The sequence below is a fragment of the Microbacterium azadirachtae genome, from assembly GCF_000956505.1.
In the GTDB taxonomy this organism is placed as follows: Bacteria; Actinomycetota; Actinomycetes; order Actinomycetales; family Microbacteriaceae; genus Microbacterium; species Microbacterium azadirachtae_A.
The window spans coordinates 170,212-188,548 of sequence record NZ_JYIX01000032.1 but is presented as its reverse complement, the minus strand read 5'-3'; the positions used below and the strand labels follow the sequence as shown (position 1 = coordinate 188,548).

The 18,337-nt window shown below is 70.3% G+C and carries 14 protein-coding genes; 5 read left to right on the top strand and 9 right to left on the bottom strand.

The window, feature by feature from the left end; all coding sequences use genetic code 11:
- Positions 1–155: 155 nt before the first annotated feature.
- The 3 genes from RS86_RS08025 to RS86_RS08015 form a co-directional block, all read right to left on the bottom strand.
- Positions 156–1,103 carry a hypothetical protein gene (locus RS86_RS08025; protein WP_045271680.1) on the bottom strand — a complete coding sequence of 316 codons (948 nt, stop codon included), beginning with the start codon at positions 1,101–1,103 and terminating at the stop codon, positions 156–158.
- A 159-nt stretch (positions 1,104–1,262) separates the two neighbouring features.
- Positions 1,263–2,303: a LacI family DNA-binding transcriptional regulator gene (locus RS86_RS08020; RefSeq protein WP_045271723.1), complete on the bottom strand. Its 1,041-nt coding sequence runs from the start codon at positions 2,301–2,303 to the stop codon at positions 1,263–1,265.
- A 173-nt stretch (positions 2,304–2,476) separates the two neighbouring features.
- Positions 2,477–3,724, bottom strand: a complete 1,248-nt coding sequence (locus RS86_RS08015) for a D-arabinono-1,4-lactone oxidase (RefSeq protein ID WP_045271679.1) — start codon at positions 3,722–3,724, stop codon at positions 2,477–2,479.
- Between the two features lie 74 nt (positions 3,725–3,798).
- Here RS86_RS08015 and RS86_RS08010 point away from each other — a divergent pair, with 74 nt between their 5' ends.
- The 5 genes from RS86_RS08010 (at position 3,799) to RS86_RS07990 (ending at position 9,694) form a co-directional block, all read left to right on the top strand.
- On the top strand, positions 3,799–4,845 hold the full coding sequence (locus RS86_RS08010; protein WP_045271678.1) for a LacI family DNA-binding transcriptional regulator: 1,047 nt from the start codon (positions 3,799–3,801) through the stop codon (positions 4,843–4,845).
- Positions 4,846–4,970: 125 nt separating this feature from the next.
- Positions 4,971–6,302 carry an extracellular solute-binding protein gene (locus RS86_RS08005; RefSeq protein ID WP_045271677.1) on the top strand — a complete coding sequence of 444 codons (1,332 nt, stop codon included), beginning with the start codon at positions 4,971–4,973 and terminating at the stop codon, positions 6,300–6,302.
- Positions 6,299–7,252 (top strand): carbohydrate ABC transporter permease, encoded by a 954-nt coding sequence (locus RS86_RS08000; RefSeq protein ID WP_045271676.1) that lies wholly within the window; start codon positions 6,299–6,301, stop codon positions 7,250–7,252. The genes RS86_RS08005 and RS86_RS08000 overlap by 4 nt, the downstream gene beginning before the upstream one ends.
- A complete protein-coding gene (locus RS86_RS07995) occupies positions 7,249–8,139 on the top strand; it encodes a carbohydrate ABC transporter permease (protein ID WP_045271675.1) in 891 nt (296 codons plus the stop codon). Before RS86_RS08000 ends, RS86_RS07995 begins: the two co-directional genes overlap by 4 nt.
- A 19-nt stretch (positions 8,140–8,158) precedes the next feature.
- A complete protein-coding gene (locus RS86_RS07990; protein WP_045271674.1) occupies positions 8,159–9,694 on the top strand; it encodes an alpha-N-arabinofuranosidase in 1,536 nt (511 codons plus the stop codon).
- Between the two features lie 135 nt (positions 9,695–9,829).
- Here RS86_RS07990 and RS86_RS07985 read toward each other — a convergent pair whose 3' ends face one another.
- Genes RS86_RS07985 through RS86_RS07960 form a run of 6 tightly spaced genes read right to left on the bottom strand, consistent with a single transcriptional unit; the run spans position 9,830 to position 18,216 of the window.
- Positions 9,830–10,990 carry an ROK family transcriptional regulator gene (locus RS86_RS07985; RefSeq protein WP_045271673.1) on the bottom strand — a complete coding sequence of 387 codons (1,161 nt, stop codon included), beginning with the start codon at positions 10,988–10,990 and terminating at the stop codon, positions 9,830–9,832.
- Positions 10,991–11,028: 38 nt separating this feature from the next.
- Positions 11,029–12,597: a glycoside hydrolase family 43 protein gene (locus tag RS86_RS07980; RefSeq protein WP_045271672.1), complete on the bottom strand. Its 1,569-nt coding sequence runs from the start codon at positions 12,595–12,597 to the stop codon at positions 11,029–11,031.
- A complete protein-coding gene (locus RS86_RS07975; protein ID WP_045271671.1) occupies positions 12,594–15,017 on the bottom strand; it encodes a glycoside hydrolase family 3 N-terminal domain-containing protein in 2,424 nt (807 codons plus the stop codon). Before RS86_RS07975 ends, RS86_RS07980 begins: the two co-directional genes overlap by 4 nt.
- A 2-nt stretch (positions 15,018–15,019) precedes the next feature.
- On the bottom strand, positions 15,020–15,910 hold the full coding sequence (locus RS86_RS07970; RefSeq protein WP_045271670.1) for a carbohydrate ABC transporter permease: 891 nt from the start codon (positions 15,908–15,910) through the stop codon (positions 15,020–15,022).
- Positions 15,907–16,896 (bottom strand): carbohydrate ABC transporter permease, encoded by a 990-nt coding sequence (locus RS86_RS07965; protein WP_045271722.1) that lies wholly within the window; start codon positions 16,894–16,896, stop codon positions 15,907–15,909. The genes RS86_RS07970 and RS86_RS07965 overlap by 4 nt, the downstream gene beginning before the upstream one ends.
- A gap of 27 nt (positions 16,897–16,923) precedes the next feature.
- Positions 16,924–18,216 carry an extracellular solute-binding protein gene (locus RS86_RS07960; protein WP_045271669.1) on the bottom strand — a complete coding sequence of 431 codons (1,293 nt, stop codon included), beginning with the start codon at positions 18,214–18,216 and terminating at the stop codon, positions 16,924–16,926.
- Positions 18,217–18,337 lie beyond the last annotated feature (121 nt).

Genomic DNA, 18,337 nt, shown 5'->3' with positions numbered 1-18,337 from the left:
CCTCCTCGGCCGGCGCCCTCCCCCCTCCCGGCCGGAGCCTTCAGTTCGGGTCGCACTTTCCGCTCTCAACAGACACCTTCAGCAGCCGAAAGTGCGACCCGAACGGCGGAAGTGCGACCCGAACGGAGGGCGTGCGACCCGAAGGATCCGTCGGATCAGAGGCCGAGGGCGCGGCGGACGCGGCGGACGAGCTCCCGTGGATCGGCCAGAAGCTCGGCCGTGACCTCGATCACGATCCATCCGGCCGCGCGCAGACGTGCCAGCCGCTCGACGTCCGCACCCCAGCTGCCCGCGTGCACCCGCCCGAGGTACTCGATCGCGACCTTCTGCGCGCGGTAGACCATGTCGACGCAGCCGAGGAACGCGCCCCCTTCGAAGAGGTCCACGTTCAGCTCGGGCTCGGGCAGCCCCGCGGCGACGAGCAGGCAGCGGACCTCGGATTCACGGGGCGACCACGAGTCCTCCCGGATCCACTCGATCGCCTCCCGCAGCAAGGGTCCTCCGGGGCGTCGACCGGCGGCGAGCGCGGCGCGCAACTGCACGACCGTCGCCAACGGCGCACGCCCCGGTTGCGGGCGGCCGACGCCCCGCCGCCACACCCGGCAGAAGAAGTCTCCGAGGGCGACGAGCTCCGGGAACGGCAGCCGCCCCGACTGCGCCCAGCTCGAGACCGGGGAGGCGACGGGGACGCCGAGATCGGTGCGTATCCGGACGAGCCTCGGATCGCCGCGATGCCGGGCGACTCCGGCGGCGCGCACGAGCGGCCCCTCGCCGAGCGTGCTCACATGCACCTCGATCCCCCTCCCGTATGGGACGAACGGGAGCGGCCCGCCCCACAGCGCCACCGCCGTCTCATGGCTGAAGTACTGGCGCGGGCGCAACCGCGGCGCGTATCGCAGCGCCTGCTCGACCCGCATCCGTCGCTGCTCCGCATACGGATCCTCCTCGCGATCGAGCCGTGGAGGGATCCGGGCTCGGACACCGGAGTACGGACGCAGCAGGTCGGATCCGCGGAGCCGGCCGGCGCCCACTCCGAGGCGCCGCGCCTCGCCGACCGCGAACGAGTCACCGAGGTCCTCGGGGAGCGGTTGCGAGCGCGGCATCCCCCCACCGTGTCAGCTGACCGGCCGGCTCCTCGGCGGTTATCCACAGTCCTCGCTCCCCCCGAGGTTCGGGTCGCACTTTCTGCTCTCCAAGTGCATGCCGATGAGCCGAAACTGCGACCTGAAGTCCCGGATCCGGGCGGCAACAAGGAGGCGATGTCAGCGCGGGGGCGGGACCACCGAGTCTCGGAGGATCAGCACCGGGGGGATCGGATCCGCGGTGCCGGTCGGGCCGGCCGCACGCGCGGCGGCCGCCGCACTGGCCGGGCCCCCGCCGCCTTCCGCGATGACCTGCGCGACCGCACGCCGTGCGAGCTCTTCGAAGTCCTGGCGCACGGTCGTGAGCGGCGGCCAGGCGTACGCCGCCTCCGGCACGTCGTCGAAACCCACGATGCTGATCCGCTCCGGGACGGCCACCCCGGCGGCCCGCAGGCCGCCGATCAGACCGAGCGCCATCTGGTCGTTCGCGGCGAACACCGCCGTCGCCCCCGAGGCGATCACGGCCGCGGCTGCCTCGTGCCCCGAGCGCGGACTCCAGTCGCCACCCAGCACCACACCGGGCTGCAGACCGCGGGCGGCGAGCTCCTCGACGAATCCGGCCGCGCGCGCCTCCGCCTCGAGCCAGTCCGCAGGACCTGCGAGGTGCGCGATCCGTTCGTGTCCGGCGTCCGCGAGGACCGCCACGGCCACCCGCGCGCCGGCGCGCTGGTCCACGGAGAAGCCCGACCGTTCCGCGGCATGCAGGATGACGACGGGGATCCCGATCCGCAGCGCGTCGAGCGCCTCGAGCGTGTGCGCGTGCGGCGCGAACACGATCAGCCCGTCCACGGACTGCGCACGGAGGTGCTCGATCGCGGCGGCGACCGAGGCCTCGTCACCGGAGTCGGCGAACGCCGCGGTGATCCAGTACCCCGCACCGCGCGCCGACGCCTCGATGGCGGCCATGCTCCGCGACGGTCCGTACTGCAGGGCGTCCGAGGCGAGCACCCCGATCGTGCGCGTACGGTGCGTGCCCAGCGCCCGCGCGGCGTTGTTCATCCGGTAGCCGAGCTCATCCATCGCGGCCACCACGCGTGCATGCGTCTCGGGCGCCACATCCGGATGCTCGTTGAGCACGCGCGACACGGTCTGCCGCGAGACCCCGGCCCGCGCCGCGACATCGCGCACCCCCACGGCGCGCTGCGGCTTCGACTCACTCACGCCTGCGAGTGTACGGCCCGGCACGCCCCCCGCCACGGGCTCCGCGAGCGCTTCAGGTCGCAATCCTCCGTTTCAGGTCGCGATTCATGCTCGTTCGGGGGCTCCTGAACAGCCGAAAGTGCGACCTGAGCCCGTCAGCGCGCACCCACCGCCGCCCAGGGGCAAGGCGGGCGCTAGAGGCCGAGGCGCTCCAGGTACGCGTTGCGGAACCGGGCGGCCGGATCCATCCGCGCCGCGAGTGCGGCGAAGTCGCTCCACCGAGGGAAGCGGCGGCGGATCTCCCCGGGATCCAGCCTCGACAGCTTGCCCCAGTGCGGACGTGCGGTGTCGGGGAGCGCCGCCTCGATCTCGGGCAGCAGCGCCTCGACCGCGGGCTGGTCCCGACGCCAGGTGAAATGCAGCGCCACCGCGCCTTCGCCGTACGACGGGCTCAGCCAGAGGTCGTCGGCGGCGACTGTGCGGACCTCGTTCACGAGGAGCAGCGGGGCGATCCGGTCGGCGAGCTCGCGGATCGCCTCGAGCGCGCGGACCGCGTCGCGACGCGGAACGAGGTACTCGCTCTGCAGCTCCTCCCCGGCGGATGGCGTGAAGTCCAGCCGGAAATGCGGCAGGCGCTCGTGCCACGGGCCGGACTCCCCGAGCTGCGGAGTGCAGGCCTCGGCAGGGGCGCCGAGGATCGGATGCCGCTGCACCGTGGCGGGGGTCGCGCCGAGCCTGTCCAGCAGCGCCTGGTCGAGAGCGGAGCCGCCAACGCGATTCTTGACCCAGAGCTGGTCGGCGCGCTCGCGGTCGACCCAGCGGCTGAACACGCTGACACTCGTGCCGAGTGCGGTGACCCGGTCGAACTCGGCGAGCACGTCATCCCACCGCGGCCCCTCGTGCACCGTCTGCGCCACCTCGTACGTCGGCTCCACGTCGAGCTCCAGCTCGACCATCACGCCGAGGGCGCCCAGAGAGACGATCGCGCCCGCGAAGTCCGCATCCCCGCGACGGAAGGCGCGTTCGCCGTCGGGACCCGCGATCGTGACCGCGCGCACCGCGGCGGCCAGAGAGCCGATCCGGTCACCCGAACCGTGGGTCCCCGTGGAGACCGCACCCGCGACCGAGATGTGCGGGAGCGAAGCGAGGTTCGCGAGCGCGAGCCCGCGGCGGTGCAGTTCGGCGCCGAGTTCGCCGTAGCGCATCCCCCCGGAGACGCGAACCGCGTCCGGCGCCGCCTGCTCGATCACGGCCGGCATCGCGGAGAGGTCGACGAGCGTGCCGGTGGTGTCGGCGATGGTGTTGAAGCTGTGCCGCGATCCGAGCGGGCGCAGTCCTCCCGGCGACGAGAGGACGTCGTGCAGTTCCTCGCGGCTGCGCGGATGAGCGATCCCCGCCGCGGCGTAGTGCAGGTTGCCCGCCCAGTTCGTCCCGATGGTCATCGCCACATCATAGGCGGTTACATCGATAGAACATCCGCGGCACGGAGACGAACTGCACGGCATAGGCTGAGCGCATGGGAGGCAGCACGCGCGCGACGATGCGCGACGTCGCATCGCTGGCCGGCGTCTCGACGAAGACCGTGTCGAACGTCGTCACCGGCGCTGTCTTCGTGCGCGAAGACACCCGTGAGCGGGTCGAGGACGCGATGCGCAAGCTCGACTTCGTGCCCAACCTCAGCGCGCGGAGCCTGCGCAACGGACGCTCCGGGGTGATCGCGCTCGCCCTGCCGTACCTGGCCACGTCATTCTCGGCCGAACTGCTCGACCACATCGTGCAGGCGGCGCGCCTCAAGGGCTTCGCGGTGCAGGTCGAACAGACCGGTGCCGAACCGCGCCGCGAACGCGAGCTGCTCTCCCGCGCCCGCACGCACCTCGTGGACGGTTTGATCCTGAACCCGATCCGCCTGGAGGACAGCGCCCTCACGGACGAGGACCGGCAGCTGCCCGTCGTCCTGATCGGCGAGGTCGAGCAGCAGCTCGCCGACCACGTCGGCATCGACAGCGTGGCAGGAGCGGCGGACATGGCAAGGCACGTGATCGCACGCGGCGCCCGCCGCATCGCGGTGATCGGCGGAGACGATCGGCACGCGATCGCGACCGCCACGAGCCGGCTCCGCCTGCAGGGCGTGCGCCAGGCGCTGGCGGAAGCCGGCCTCCCCGCGGATCCTCGCCTGACCGTCAACCACGCGGACTGGACGATCGCTGGAGGAGCCGCGGCAACCACAGAGCTGCTCTCCCGCGGGATACCGTTCGACGCCGTCCTCGGCTTCACGGACTCTCTCGCGGCCGGCGCCCTGCATGTGCTGCACGGTCGCGGCATCAGGGTGCCCGACGACGTGCTGGTCACCGGATTCGACGACGTGGAGCTCTCTCGCTTCACGGAGCCGGCGCTGTCCACCGTGCAGATCGACCGCGCCGCGTTCGCAGGCTCCGCCGTCGATCTGCTCGCCGAGCGGATCGCCGATCCTGGGGGGACGCCTCGGTCGATCACGGTGCCGCATCGGCTCGTCGAACGGGCCAGCACCGCCGCCGCGCCACGCGGCTGGAACCAGGGGCACTGAACGACGTCATCCGTCGGAACGTCTTGCGATCCCGCCGCCGTGACCGGTCTCAGAACACCCTTGCGCATCTGATTTCATCGATGTAATGATGTCGGCATCCCCCGATCGTCCACGAAGGAGTGACGATGACACCACCTCTCGATCTGAACCGCCGGCAGTTCCTCGGCGCCGCGGGCCTCACCGCAGGCGCGACCCTGCTCGCCGGCTGCGCTCCGTCCGCCGCGGCCGCATCCGGCCCCCGCACGCTGCAGTTCTGGCATCTGCTCTCCGGCGGCGACGGTGTCACGATGTCGGGCCTGCTGGACGGCGTGAACAAGGCCCAGTCCGCGTATCGCATCCGCCCCACCGTGCTCGCCTGGGGCACGCCCTACTACACGAAGCTCGCCATGGCGGCGGCTGGCGGCCGCGCGCCCGATGTCGCCATCATGCACGCGACCCGGGTGCTCGGCTGGGCGCCGGGCGGCCTGCTCGACGCGTGGGACACCGACCGGCTCGCAGAGCTCGGGGTGGATGCGTCCTCGTTCCCGAATCCGATCTGGAAGAAGGGCGACGTCGACGGCAGGCGCCTCAGCATCGCCCTGGACGCGCACCCCTTCGTGCTCATGTACAACACCGAGGTCTGCGAGAAGGCCGGCGTCCTCGAGGACGGCCGCCTGAAAGAGGCGACCAGCCCCGAGGACTTCCTCGCCATGGTCGATGCGATCGCCGGCGTCACCGGCGGGCACGGGCTCTCCTACGGCTACCTCGGCGACGGCTCCCAGATGTGGCGGCTCTTCTACACGCTGTACACGCAGCACGGCATCGAGATGGAGATGCCGCAGGGCGGTCCGGCCGTGATCGACAAGGACGCCGCCGTCGCCTCGCTCGAGTTCATGCAGAAGCTGCTGGACGGCAAGCGCGCGGCCAAGCAGGCCGACTACGGCACGGCCGTGGCCGAGTTCACGACCGGTAAGAGCGGCATGTTCCTCAGCGGCGTGTGGGAGCTGCGCACGGTGCAGGCCGCCAAGATCCCGTTCGACATCGCCATGATCCCCGCGGTGTTCGGCACCCCCACCGCCTACGCGGACTCGCACTCGTTCGTGCTGCCGCACCAGTCCCGGCCCGATGCGACGAGCCGCGATCTCGCGCACCGGTTCGCGGCCGACATGCCGAAAGGATCCTTCGGCTGGGCCGAGGCCGGCCACATCCCCGCCTACCTGCCGGTCACGGAGTCCGCGCGCTACGCGAAGCTCCTCCCGCAGGCGCACTACGCCGAGGCCGCGCAGCATGTGCGGTACGACCCACCGGCGTGGTTCACCGGATCCGGATCCAACTTCCAGGGTCAGTTCGGCGCCGCCGCGCAGCCCGCGCTTCTCGGCGGCAGCGACCCCGCGGCCGCCGTCGACCGATTCCAGGACGCGGTGAAGCGCTTCCTCAGCCAACCCAATCCGGCCGATCCGGAAGGAGCACGGAGATGACCGCCGCGGCACCCACCACCACGACCATCGTCACCGGCAGCGCCGCGACCCGTGCCGCGCGCCGACATGCAGGTGGATCCCGCAGCGGCGAACAGTTGATCGGCTGGGCCTTCCTCGCCCCCTTCCTCATCGCGTTCGCGCTGTTCCTGGCCTGGCCGATCCTGCACGGCCTCTACCTGAGCTTCACCGACCAGTCCCTCACCGGATCGGGCGGCGGCTTCGTCGGATTCGCGAACTATCTCGAAGCCCTCACCGACCCGGTGATGTGGGGCTCGTTCGGCAACACGGTGTGGTTCACGCTGCTGTCCACGATCCCTCTCGTCGTCATCGCCCTGCTCATGGCCGTGCTCGTCGACCGCGGCCTGCCGGGCCAGTGGCTGTGGCGGCTGTCGTTCTTCATGCCGTACCTGCTGGCCTCCACCGTGATCTCGCAGGTCTGGATCTGGATCTTCAACCCGCAGATCGGCGCGGCGAACAACGTGCTCAAGGCCTTCGGTCTCGAGCCGATCGCCTGGCTGCAGGATCCGACGATCAACATGCTCGCGATCGTCATGGCGACCGTGTGGTGGACGGTCGGCTTCAACTTCCTGCTCTACCTCGCCGCCCTGCAGAACATCCCGCAGCAGCAGTACGAGGCGGCCTCGTTGGACGGCGCGGGCGGCTGGCGGCAGTTCACCTCGATCACGCTTCCCCAGCTGGGACCGGCGACCACCCTCATCGGCCTGCTGCAGATCCTCGCGTCGCTCAAGCTGTTCGACCAGGCGTACCAGATGCTCGGCGGCCTCTCCAGCGACACCACCCGCTCGATCGTGCAGTACATCTACGAGACCGGCTTCGTCGGATACCGGTTCGGCTACTCCGCCGCGATCTCGTACGTGTTCTTCGCGATCATCATCATCCTCGGCGTCGTGCAGGCGCTGATCACCCGTCGGAGGAAGGACGCCCGATGACCACCGCGACCCGCACCCTCATCGCCCCCGGCGCTCCGCGCGTCCGTCGGCCGGTCGGCCGTCGATTCACCGTCCTCACCGTGCTCGCGTTCGCGGTGCTGCTGATCCTCGCCGTCGGCTGGCTGCTGCCGTTCCTGTGGGCGGTCGCCACCGCGTTCAAGACGGAGACCGATGCCGCCTCCGGCGACGCCGGCTGGATCGGTGCGAGCGGGCCGACGGTGCAGGCGTTCACCGCGATCCTCTCGCAGGGCAACGTCTACCTCTGGGCGTGGAACAGCCTGTGGACCGCGACCACCGTGACCGTGATCACGGTCGCGATCTCGGCCCTCGCCGCCTACGCGTTCTCCCGGCTCGACTTCCGCGGAAGGAAGTGGCTGTTCGTCGTCATCATCGCTGCGATCGTCGTGCCGCCGCAGGTGCTGATCATCCCTCTGTTCTACGAGATGCTGGCGCTGGGTCTGGTCGACACGCACTGGGGCCTGATCCTGCCGCAGGTCGTCGCGCCGGCGATGGTGTTCATCCTGAAGAGGTTCTTCGACGCGATCCCGATCGAGCTCGAGGACGCGGCGCGCGTGGACGGCGCGAGCAGGTTCCGCGTCTTCTGGTCGATCGTCCTCCCGCTCAGTCGCCCGATCCTCGCCTCCGTCGCGATCTTCGTATTCATCGGCGCGTGGAACAACTTCCTGTGGCCCTTCCTCGTCATCAACGACACCGGCCTGATGACGCTGCCGGTCGGCCTGCAGACCGTCATCAGCGCCTACGGCGTGCAGTACGCCCAGGTCATGGCCCAGGCCGTGCTCGCCGCTCTTCCGCTCATCATCGTGTTCCTCATCTTCCAGAAGCAGATCGTCAAGGGAGTCGCGACCAGCGGCTTCGGCGGTCAGTGACCCACCCGAAAGGATCCTCATGACCCACGCCCGCATCACGCTCGATCGCGATTTCACGATCGCCGACGTCCCGCGGCGCCTGTTCGGCCAGTTCGTCGAGCACATGGGCCGTTGCGTCTACACCGGCATCTACGAGCCGGAGCACCCGGCGGCCGACGCCCGCGGCTTCCGCACCGACGTGCTCGAACTCGTGCGCGAGCTCGGCCCGACCGTCGTGCGCTATCCCGGCGGCAACTTCGTGTCGGGCTACCGCTGGGAGGACGGGGTCGGCCCCGTCGCCGACCGCCCTGTGCGGATGGACGGGGCCTGGCACACGATCGAGACGAACGCATTCGGCCTGCACGAGTTCATGGACTGGTCGCGCGAAGCCGACGTCGAGGTCATGGAGGCGATCAACCTCGGCACCCGCGGGGTCGAGGAGGCCAGGGCGCTCGTCGAGTACACGAACCATCCCGGCGGCACCTACTGGTCGGACCTGCGCCGCCGCAACGGCGCGGAGGACCCGTTCGGGATCAAGCTGTGGTGCCTCGGAAACGAGCTGGACGGCCCATGGCAGATCGGGCACAAGACGGCGCACGAGTACGGACGCCTCGCCCAGGAGACCGCCAAGGCGATGAAGCTCGTCGATCCGTCCATCGAGCTCGTCGCGGTCGGATCCTCGAACCGGCAGATGCCGACGTTCGGCACCTGGGAGCACACCGTGCTCACCCACGCGTACGACCAGGTCGACTACATCTCGATGCACGCCTACTACCGGGAGCAGAGCGGCGACGCGGCGTCCTTCCTCGCGGAGGGCGTCGAGATGGACACGTTCATCGACGGCGTGATCTCGACGATCGACGCGGTGAAGGCCGCCGGCAAGCACACCACGCAGGTCGACATCTCGTTCGACGAGTGGAACGTGTGGGACTTCGACCGTTTCAACGACATCGAGGAGGGCGAGGTCGCGGCAGCCGGCTGGCGGGAGCACCCCCGTCTCATCGAGGACACCTACAACGTCACCGACGCGGTCGTGGTGGGCACGTTCCTGCACAGCCTGCTCCGGCACGGCGACCGGGTGAAGATCGCGAACCAGGCGCAGCTCGTCAACGTCATCGCCCCGATCCGCTCCGAGGAGAACGGCCCGGCGTGGCGGCAGACGACGTTCTGGCCGTTCGCGCGGATGGCGCGCATGGCGAAGGGACGGATCATGCGCCTCGCGATCACGTCGACGCAGGGCGCGACCGCACGGTTCGGCGACGTCGACGAGGTCGATGCCGTGGCCACCTGGGACGAGGAGTCAGGGCGACTCGCCCTGTTCATCGCGAACCGCTCGCTCGAGTCCGAGGCGACGGTCGATCTGGAGCTGCACGGCCTGCGGCCGACGGGCGTGCGCTCGGCCGAGGTGCTCACGGTGCCCGAGGGAGGCGACCGCTTCACTGCGAACCTGCAGGAGACGCCCGACGCCGTGGGACTGCGCCCGCTGCACGGCGTAGCCCTCGACGACGGCGCCCTGCGCCTGACGCTGCCGGCGCTGTCGTGGTCGGCAGTGGAGCTCGACGTGGCGCGGGCCTAGACCGCCCGCCAGCCGGTCGGCCCACACCGACCGGCTCAGGTCGCACTTTCGGCGCTGCCGACCGCCCCGGGGCAGCAGAAAGTGCGACCTGAGCGGGCGGAGTGCGACCTGAGCGGGCCGGCGGGTGGGCGGGGGTCAGCCCAGCGGATCCGCCAGCAGTCGTTCGAAGGCGGCGTCGGCGGCTCCGATCAGCAGCCGGTCCGCACCGAGGGCCGCCGCGGAGATCTCCAGCCCCTCGGCCGAAGCGGCGAGCGCCCGCGTGCGCACCCCCTCGTCGAAGGCCTCCGGATCCAGCTCCCGCAGGATCCCGAGGAATCCGCCCAGCACGATCATTCCCGGGTTCAGCACGTTCACGGCGTTGCCGAGGGTCGCGGCGAGGATCCGACGCTGCCGACCGATCTCGGTGGCCGCCGGTCCGTCGTCGGACGCGGACAGTGCCGCCCGGAGCTCGGCGTCGTCCGGCGCGGCGAGGCCCGCGGCCGTCACGAGACGCGCGCGGTTCACCTCGTCCTCGAGCACACCGCCGTCCGCGCGTCGATCGGCGGCGTCCGCCACGCTCGCCTCGGTCTGCCCCCACTCGCCCGCGTATCCGCCGACGCCACCGATGAGCCTGCCGTGCAGGATGAGTCCGCCGCCGATTCCGCTGGCGCCGCCGTTGAGGTACACGACGTCCTCGTGCTCCCGCGCGGCGCCGAACAGGCGCTCCGCCCTGGCGCCGAGCGAGGCGTCGTTGCCCACGACCACGTCGAGAGCCAGCGCGGCGGTGAGCGGCCCTGCGATGTCGGCATCGCGCCACTCGAGGTGCGGCGCGAATCGCACCTCGCCGTCCGCCGCGCGCACGAGGCCGGGCACCGCGACGCCGATGCCTTCGATGCGGCAGCCCTCGAGGGCGCCGGCGCGCCAGCCTTCCACTACGCGCGCGACGATCTCGACGACGTCCGCGACATCCGGCCGCTCGACGGGGATCCGCACCCGCTCGCGCACCGCGCCGCCCAGTGACACGGCGCCGATCTCGACCGCATCGATCTCGGGGTTCACCCCGATGGCGACGACGTCGGGGCTCGGCACCACCACCGGGGAAGGACGCCCCACCCGCCGCGTGGGATCCGGCTCGTGCTCCACGACGAGCCCCGCCCCGACCAGCCGACCGACCAGGTCCGAGACCGTGGAGCGGTTGAGCCCTGTCTCGGCGGTGATGACCGCGCGCGAGCGAGGACCCGAGTGGTGCACGAGGCGCAGCACCTCGGCGAGGTTGGTGCGCCGCACCCCCTCGACGGTCGTGGCGCGTTCGTTCATCCGGCGTCTCGCTTCCTGCACGCGGTAGGACTCCCAGGCTACCGATCGCCGGGAGCAGGCCGCGCAGGCGCGTATTCGAATCGGATGATGCGCACCTCGCCCCGAGGTTCCGCTCCGGCGCTCGTCGCGAAGACGCCGATCCAGAGCCCGAGGAAACCGCCGGTGGCGGATGCATCGAGGTCTCTCCCGTCGGCCGTGGCGCGCTCGACGCCGCCATGCTCGAAGACGTAGTCGTAACCGCGCCCGCGCAGCGTGAGCTCCACGTCGTCGGCCTCCGCCAGCGGACCGAGATCCCGCCGCAGCGTCTCTCCCGCCCGACGATGCTCGGAGGCGAGGCGCAGACCCGCCCGTCCACGGGAGACGACGAGGGAGACATGGTCGCGCTCGGACTGCCGCAGAACGATGCCCGCGCTCTCCCCCTCGGCGAGCCCGCGCACATCCAGCACGCACCGCGCCTCGGCATCCGCATGCTGCTGACGCACGCCCAGGAACGACGGTGCGGACGGCTCCTGCAGCGACGTGGCGCGCACGGGCATGCGCCACGTCCCGTCCTCGGCCGTGGCGATCTCGGCGGGCAGGGCCCGCAGTGCGGTCCACCTCGGGTCGGACGGTGCGACGAGACCGGCCGTGCGGTCGTCGGGCTGCCAGGATCCGGCCGGTGCCGCCCCGGCCGCCCAGGGGATCGGGATCACCCGCGGCAATCGCCCGCGCCCCGGGGCGAACACCGGCCAGCCGTCCTCCCAGGACACCGGGCACAGGAACGTCTCCCGCCCGAGCGGGTAGTGCCGGCCGTCGGCCGCGCGCATCGCGAGCATCACGGCGAGCCAGGATCCGTCGGGCGCCTGCAGCAGGTCCGCGTGCCCCGCTCCGATCACGTCGCTCGTGCGCCCCAGATTCCGGTGCGTGAACACGGGGTTCGCCCGGTCGCCGATGTACGGACCGGTGATCTCCTCCGCACGAGCCACGCTCACCGCGTGGTGGAACTCGGTGCCGCCTTCCGCCGCGACGAGGAACCAGCGCCCGTCGATGCGGTACAGGTGCGGCCCCTCGGCCCACACCGCGCCGCGCACGGCGCCGCGCCAGATCACGTGCTCCTCCCCGACGAGCGCACGCTCGTCCGGCGAGTACTCGCGCACCCAGACCTCGGTCTGGTCGTGCCACTCCGGCGCCCTGGCCAGGCGGGTGCCGTGCAGCCAGACGCGCCCCTCGTCGTCGAACGCGATCGACGGGTCGATGCCCTCGGCGTCGATCATCACCGGGTCGCTCCACGGCCCTGCCGGGTCCGCCGCAGTGACGAGGAAGTTCCCGCCCCGGGCCGGATCCTCACGATCGACGAGCGTGCATGCGACCCAGAACAGCCCCAGCCCGTACCGGATCGTCGGCGCGTACAGGCCGCCCGAGGATCCGATCCCGTCGAGGTCGAGCATTCCCGGACGGTCGATGACGTGCCCCACCGTCTCCCACCGGACCAGGTCGCGCGAGCGCAGCACCGGCAGGCCGGGGAGGTACTCGAACGTCGAGCACACCAGGTAGTACCAATCACCGGCACGGCAGATCGACGGATCCGGGTGGCACCCGGGCAGGAACGGGTTGCGGATCTCGATCACGTGATCGACACCGCCACGATCCGCTGGTCCGCCGCCGTCACCTCGTGTACCTCGCCGGTGAGCAGCATCGGACGCGCAGCCGTCGCGGCCCCGGGGAGCGACCGCCGCTCGTGGGCGCGCTCATTCGAGATGGCTCCGCCCGTGACGCCGGCGACCTCGGGGACCGGCGCTGCGGCTTCGGCATGGGCGGCCGCCCACACGCGCATCTCGCCCGGTTCGACGGCTCTCCTCATCCGCCGGTCGCTGAACGCGAACCGCGCGGCCGGCACCGCGAATCGCACCGTGCGCCGCTGGCCGGGATCGAGCTCCACGCGCGCGTAGCCGAGCAGTTGCGCCACCGGGCGGGTGATGCTCCCGACGACGTCCCGCCCGTACAGCTGCACGACCTCGGCACCGCGCAGATCGCCCGTGTTCGCCACGACCATCGTTGCGATGAACTCACCGCTCGTGGGCGACTCGTCCGACACCTCGAAGTCCTCATAGGCGAAGGTCGTGTACGACAGCCCGAATCCGAACGGCCGCAGCGGGGTGGGATCGGTGGAGGTGACGTCGGAGGGTCCGCCCAGGATCGGATGCAGATAGCTGTACGGCTGGGATCCGGACGACCGCGGCAGGCTGACCGGAAGACGTCCCGAGGGATTCGCGTCGCCGACGAGGACGTCGGCGATCGCACTGCCGCCGGCCTCCCCGGGGAAGAAGGCCTGCAGCACCGCCGCCGGGCGCGCTGCGCCCTCGAGCGCCCACTCGATCGCGTAGGGCCTGCCGGTGAGCACCACCACGGCCACCGGCGTGCCGGTCGCCACCACCTGCTCGACGAGCTCGCGCTGCACGCCGGGCAGGTCGAGCGACTCCACGTCGTTCCCCTCGCCGACCGTGCCGCGCCCGAACAGCCCGGCCTGGTCGCCGACCACGACGATCGCGATATCGGCATCCGCCGCAGCCCGCGCGGCATCCGCGAAACCTGACCGATCCTCTCCCTCGACCTCGGCGCCACGGACGTGCACGATCTCCGCGCCCGGCAGAGCAGCGATCAGCGCCTCGCGCACCGTCGGGATCTCTATGCCGATCTCGTGCTGCGGGTGATGCGCGAGCACGTGGTTCGCGAACGAGTAGCAGCCCTGCAGCGCCTCCGCGCGATCGGCGTTCGGCCCGATGAGCGCGATGCGCCGTGCCGTCCTGGCCAGCGGCAGGATGCCGTCGTTCGAGAGCAGCACGAGCGACTCGGCCGCCAGACGGCGGGCGATGTCGCGGTGCCGCGGAGTGTCGAGATCGATGGCCGCGGGCGGATCGTCCTCGTAGGCGTCCGCCTCGAGCAGGCCGAGCTGCTCCTTCTGGGCGAGGACGCGGATCACCGCACGATCCAGATAGCCCTCGTCGAGCACGCCGGCGCGGATCCGCTCGATCAGCGGCGATGAGTACGCGTCGCCGGAGGGCAGCTCGACGTCGATCCCCGCGCGCAGCGCGAGCTCCGCGGCTTCCCCTCTGTCCGCGGCCACCGCGTGCATGACCTCGAGGAATGCAACGGCGAAGTAGTCGGCCACCACGACGCCGTCGAAGCCGAGCCGCTCGCGGAGCACGCCGGTCAGCAGCTCCGGATCCGATGCGACCGGCACGCCGTCGATCTCGGCGTAGCTGTTCATCACGCTGCGCACGCCGCCGTCGCGGATCGCCATCTCGAACGGGGGCAGGAAGACGTCGGCGACCTCGCGCGGGCCCGCCGAGACCGGCGCGTGGTTGCGGCCGGCCCGAGAGCCCGAGTAACCGAGGAAGTGCTTCAGTGTGGCGTGCACCCCCGCGGACTGCAGGCCCTGCACATAGGCGGTGCCGACGGTCCCCACCAGATATGGATCCTCGCCGATGCACTCGTCGACCCGGCCCCAGCGGGGATCGCGCACGACGTCGAGCACGGGCGCGAGGCCCTGATGGATGCCGAGCCGCCGCATCGAGTCACCGATGAGCGCACCCATCTCCGCGACCAGTTCCGGGTCGAACGAGGCGCCCCACGCGAGCGGCGTCGGGAAGGTCGCCGCCTTCCACGCGGCGAGGCCCGTCAGGCACTCCTCGTGGACGAGCGCGGGGATGCCCAGTCTCGTCTCGCGCTTCAGACGACGCTGCTCCGCCCACAGCCACTCGGCGCGCTCGGCCGGCTCGACGGGACGGGTGCCGTACACGCGGGTGTAGTGACCGATGCCGTTGCGGGTCACCTCCGCCAAGGTGTCGTGTCGGCCGACGGCCGCCATCTCATTCTGCAGCGGGGCCACGACCTCGCCGCCCTGGTCGAGCCAGTAGCCGACGAGCTGCGCCGCCTTCTCCTCGAGCGTCATCCGTGCGAGCAGCGCCCCGACGCGATCGGAGGCGATCGGGAAGGCCGGGATGTCCTGCGTCCGGGGGAAGGTCTCCAGGGACGTGTCCGAAGCCATGCTCAGCCCTTCACCGCGCCGGTCAGGCCGCCTACGATGCGGCGTTCGAAGAGGCTGAAGAAGATGAGCGCGGGCAGCATCGACAGCGAGGTGTACGCGAGCACGCGGGCGGTGTCGACCGAGTACTGCGAGGAGAAGTTCTGCACACCGAGCGGCAGGGTGAACAGGTTCGGGTCGTTGAGGATGAACAGCGGCAGCATGTAGCCGTTCCACGAGCCGACGAAGGCCAGGATGCCGACCGTGATCACCCCGGGCAGGCTCAGCGGGATCACCATCCGCCAGAAGAAGCCGAGTCGAGAGGAGCCGTCGATGGATGCCGCCTCCTCGAGCTCTTTCGGGATCGCCTTCAGGAAGGGCACCAGGATGATGATGGTGCTCGGCAGGGCGAAGGCGATCTGCGGCACGATGATCCCGGCCAGGCTGTTCACCATGCCGAGGTTGCGGATCAGGAGGTAGAGCGGGGTGATCGCGACCGTGACGGGGAACATCAGCCCCGCGGCGAACAGCGCGTACATCACCGGCTTGGCGGCGAACTCGTACCGGGCGAGCACGTAGGCCGCCATCACGCCGAGCAGCACGGCTCCGGCGGTCGTACCGATCGCCACGACGGTCGAGTTGAGCAGTGCCGTCCAGAACTCGGGGCCTGCGAGCACGTCGGAGTAGTTGGCGAACTGCCAGGGGGCCGGGAAGCCGGACGGATCCTGCGTGATCTGCGAGTTCGTGCGGAACCCGCCGATGATGATGTAGAGCACGGGCGTGATGCAGATCGTCACGAGCACGATCGCGATCAGGTAGAGGCCGGGGCTGCCCCACCGGGCCTTCGGCGAGCGGCGGGCTCCTCTTCGATCGCGCGGCTGCACGATGGCCGTGGTGCGGAGGGTGTCGGTGGTCATCTGCGAGCCTTTCCGCTGTCGCCCGTCAGCGCGCCGTCGGTGTCGCGCCGCAGCACGAAGCGCTGGTAGATCAGGGCGACGACGAGAGTGATGAGGAAGAGCATCACGGCGACCGCGTTGCCGAAGCCGTAGCTGCCGGCGAGATGCCCGTTCTGGTACATGTACGTCGCCATCGTCGAGGTGCCGGCGGTGGCGGAGATGTACTGGCCCCAGATGATGTTGACGAGGTCGAAGAGCTGCAGGGCGCCGATGATCGACAGGAACGCCCAGATGCGGATCGTCGGTCCCAGCAGCGGCACGGTGATGTTCCACTGGATCTTCCAGAACCCGGCGCCGTCGATCGCCGCGGCCTCGAAGAGCTCCTCGGGGATGGACTGCATCCCCGCGAGCATGAGGATGACCGCGAAGCCGATGTACTTCCAGGTGATGATGATCATCAGCGTCCACAGGGCGAGCTTCGGATCCGCGAGCCAGGAGTTCTGGAGGAACCCGAGTCCGAGCTTGCCGAGCAGCGAGTTCAGCGCGCCCGCATCCTGCATCATCAGGCTCCACCCCGTGCCGACGATGACCTCGGAGATCACGTACGGCACGAAGATCAGCACGCGGATCAGCGACCGCCCGCGGAACTTCTGATTCAGCAGGAGGGCGAACAGGATCGCGATCGGGCCCTGCAGCACGAGCGAGAGCACGACGATCGCGAAGTTGTGCACGACGGCGTCGCGGAACGTGTGGTCCTGCCACATGTGGACGTAGTTGTCGAGGCCGACGAACTGCGTCGGCCAGCCGAAGCCGTTCCACTTGAAGAAGCCGTAGACGGATGCCATCGCCACGGGGAGGATGACGAATCCGACGAACATCAGCAGGGCGGGTCCGGAGAGCAGCGCGATCTCACCGCGCTTGCGCCAGTCGGCGCGTGCTCGCCGCACCGGGGCCGGGGAGGTCCCGGTCCCGGTGCGGCGGTCGCTCTCAGGCACGGCCTCGGCCATCACCTGGGTGCCAGTCATCGCTCTCGCTCAGCCCCTCGCCGCAGCATCGGTGATCTTCTGGAGGAGGGTCTTCGGGTCGCCCTGGCCTGCGAGCATCTCGACGACGCCGGTGTTCAGTGCGTTGCCGACGTTCTGCCCGAGGGCGGTGTCGAGCCAGAGCGCGACATAGGGCGCCTTGGCATAGGCCGCCATGAGGGGCTTCAGGGACGCGTTGTCGACCGCGCCCGTGGCGTCCTGGTTGGCCGGGATGGTCTGGAACGCCTGAGCGTACTTCTCCTGCCACTCCTTCGAGGAGACGAAGTCGAGGAACTTCTCGCAGGACGAAGGGGACTTCTCGGAACAGGAGTACCCGTCGAGGCCGCCCATCATCGCGCCGGCTTCGCCCTTGCCCCCGGAGACCTCCGGGAACGGGAACCAGTCGAGGTCCGCCAGCGGCTTCTGGTCCGGGGTGAGGCTCGCGATCACGCCCGGATCCCACGCCCCCATGAGTTCCATCGCCGCCTTGTGGTTGGCGACCAGGCCCGCCGAGGAGTTCGCACCCTGCTGGGCGGAGGTCGTGAGGAAGCCCTCGTTGAACGGCTCGACCTGCGCGAACTTCTGCAGGTTGTTCGCCGCGGTCAGCCAGCAGCCGTCCTTGAAGTCCTTCTTGGTGGCGAGGTTCGTGATGAGATCCTTGCCGCAGGCACGCACCGCGAAGAAGTAGTACCAGTGCGCGGCCGGCCAGGCGTCCTTCCCGCCGAGGGCGATCGGCGCGATGCCGGCGGCCTTGAGCTTGGTGATGGCCGTCTCGAGGTCGTCCATCGTCTTCGGGGTATCGGTGATGCCCGCCTTCGCGAACAGATCCTTGCTGTAGAAGAGGCCGCCGGGCAGCACCGCCATGGGCACGCCGTAGAGCTTGCCGTCCACCGTGAAGGCGCTGAGGGCCGCCTCTCCGATCGCCTTCTTGACGTCAGGATCGATCTTGCCCGTCAGATCCTTGACCTTGCCCGCCGCCACGACGTCGGCGAGCTTGCTTCCGCCGCGCGCCATGAAGACGTCGGGCATGTCGCCGGAGTTGACCGCGGTCTGCAGCTTGCCGTCCATATCCTCGTTCTGAATCGAGGTGACCTTCACCGTGACATCGGGGTTGGCCTTCTGGAACGCCGCCGCCGCGTCGGTCCAGAACTGCTTGCCGTCGCCGGTGGTCGAGTTCTGCCACACGGTCAGCGTCTGCTTGGCGCCCGTGTCGCCGCCACCGGAGCCCCCGGAGCAGCCGGTGAGGGCGATCGCGCCCACGGCTGCGACCGCCACGGCGGCGGTCAGCACCTTGCGGATCTTCATGCTGTGTCTTCTCCTCATCGTCGAGTTCAGCACCGCGCCGACAATTTGTTGTCGACTACAGCGAATGTGCCGTCGGCCTACTCTGACACCCGGGTCACCGGCATGTCAAACGATATCGATA

What these genes read in the sequence shown, in the direction of transcription:
- RS86_RS08015 (WP_045271679.1), bottom strand. Translation starts at nt 3,724, where the DNA reads ATGACCATCGGGACGAACTGGGCGGGCAACCTGCACTACGCCGCGGCG.
- RS86_RS07975 (WP_045271671.1), bottom strand. Translation starts at nt 15,017, where the DNA reads ATGGCTTCGGACACGTCCCTGGAGACCTTCCCCCGGACGCAGGACATC.
- RS86_RS07960 (WP_045271669.1), bottom strand. Translation starts at nt 18,216, where the DNA reads ATGAAGATCCGCAAGGTGCTGACCGCCGCCGTGGCGGTCGCAGCCGTG.
- RS86_RS08005 (WP_045271677.1), top strand. Translation starts at nt 4,971, where the DNA reads ATGACACCACCTCTCGATCTGAACCGCCGGCAGTTCCTCGGCGCCGCG.
- RS86_RS07990 (WP_045271674.1), top strand. Translation starts at nt 8,159, where the DNA reads ATGACCCACGCCCGCATCACGCTCGATCGCGATTTCACGATCGCCGAC.
- RS86_RS07970 (WP_045271670.1), bottom strand. Translation starts at nt 15,910, where the DNA reads ATGACCACCGACACCCTCCGCACCACGGCCATCGTGCAGCCGCGCGAT.
- RS86_RS08025 (WP_045271680.1), bottom strand. Translation starts at nt 1,103, where the DNA reads ATGCCGCGCTCGCAACCGCTCCCCGAGGACCTCGGTGACTCGTTCGCG.
- RS86_RS07985 (WP_045271673.1), bottom strand. Translation starts at nt 10,990, where the DNA reads ATGAACGAACGCGCCACGACCGTCGAGGGGGTGCGGCGCACCAACCTC.
- RS86_RS07965 (WP_045271722.1), bottom strand. Translation starts at nt 16,896, where the DNA reads ATGGCCGAGGCCGTGCCTGAGAGCGACCGCCGCACCGGGACCGGGACC.
- RS86_RS08000 (WP_045271676.1), top strand. Translation starts at nt 6,299, where the DNA reads ATGACCGCCGCGGCACCCACCACCACGACCATCGTCACCGGCAGCGCC.
- RS86_RS08010 (WP_045271678.1), top strand. Translation starts at nt 3,799, where the DNA reads ATGGGAGGCAGCACGCGCGCGACGATGCGCGACGTCGCATCGCTGGCC.
- RS86_RS07995 (WP_045271675.1), top strand. Translation starts at nt 7,249, where the DNA reads ATGACCACCGCGACCCGCACCCTCATCGCCCCCGGCGCTCCGCGCGTC.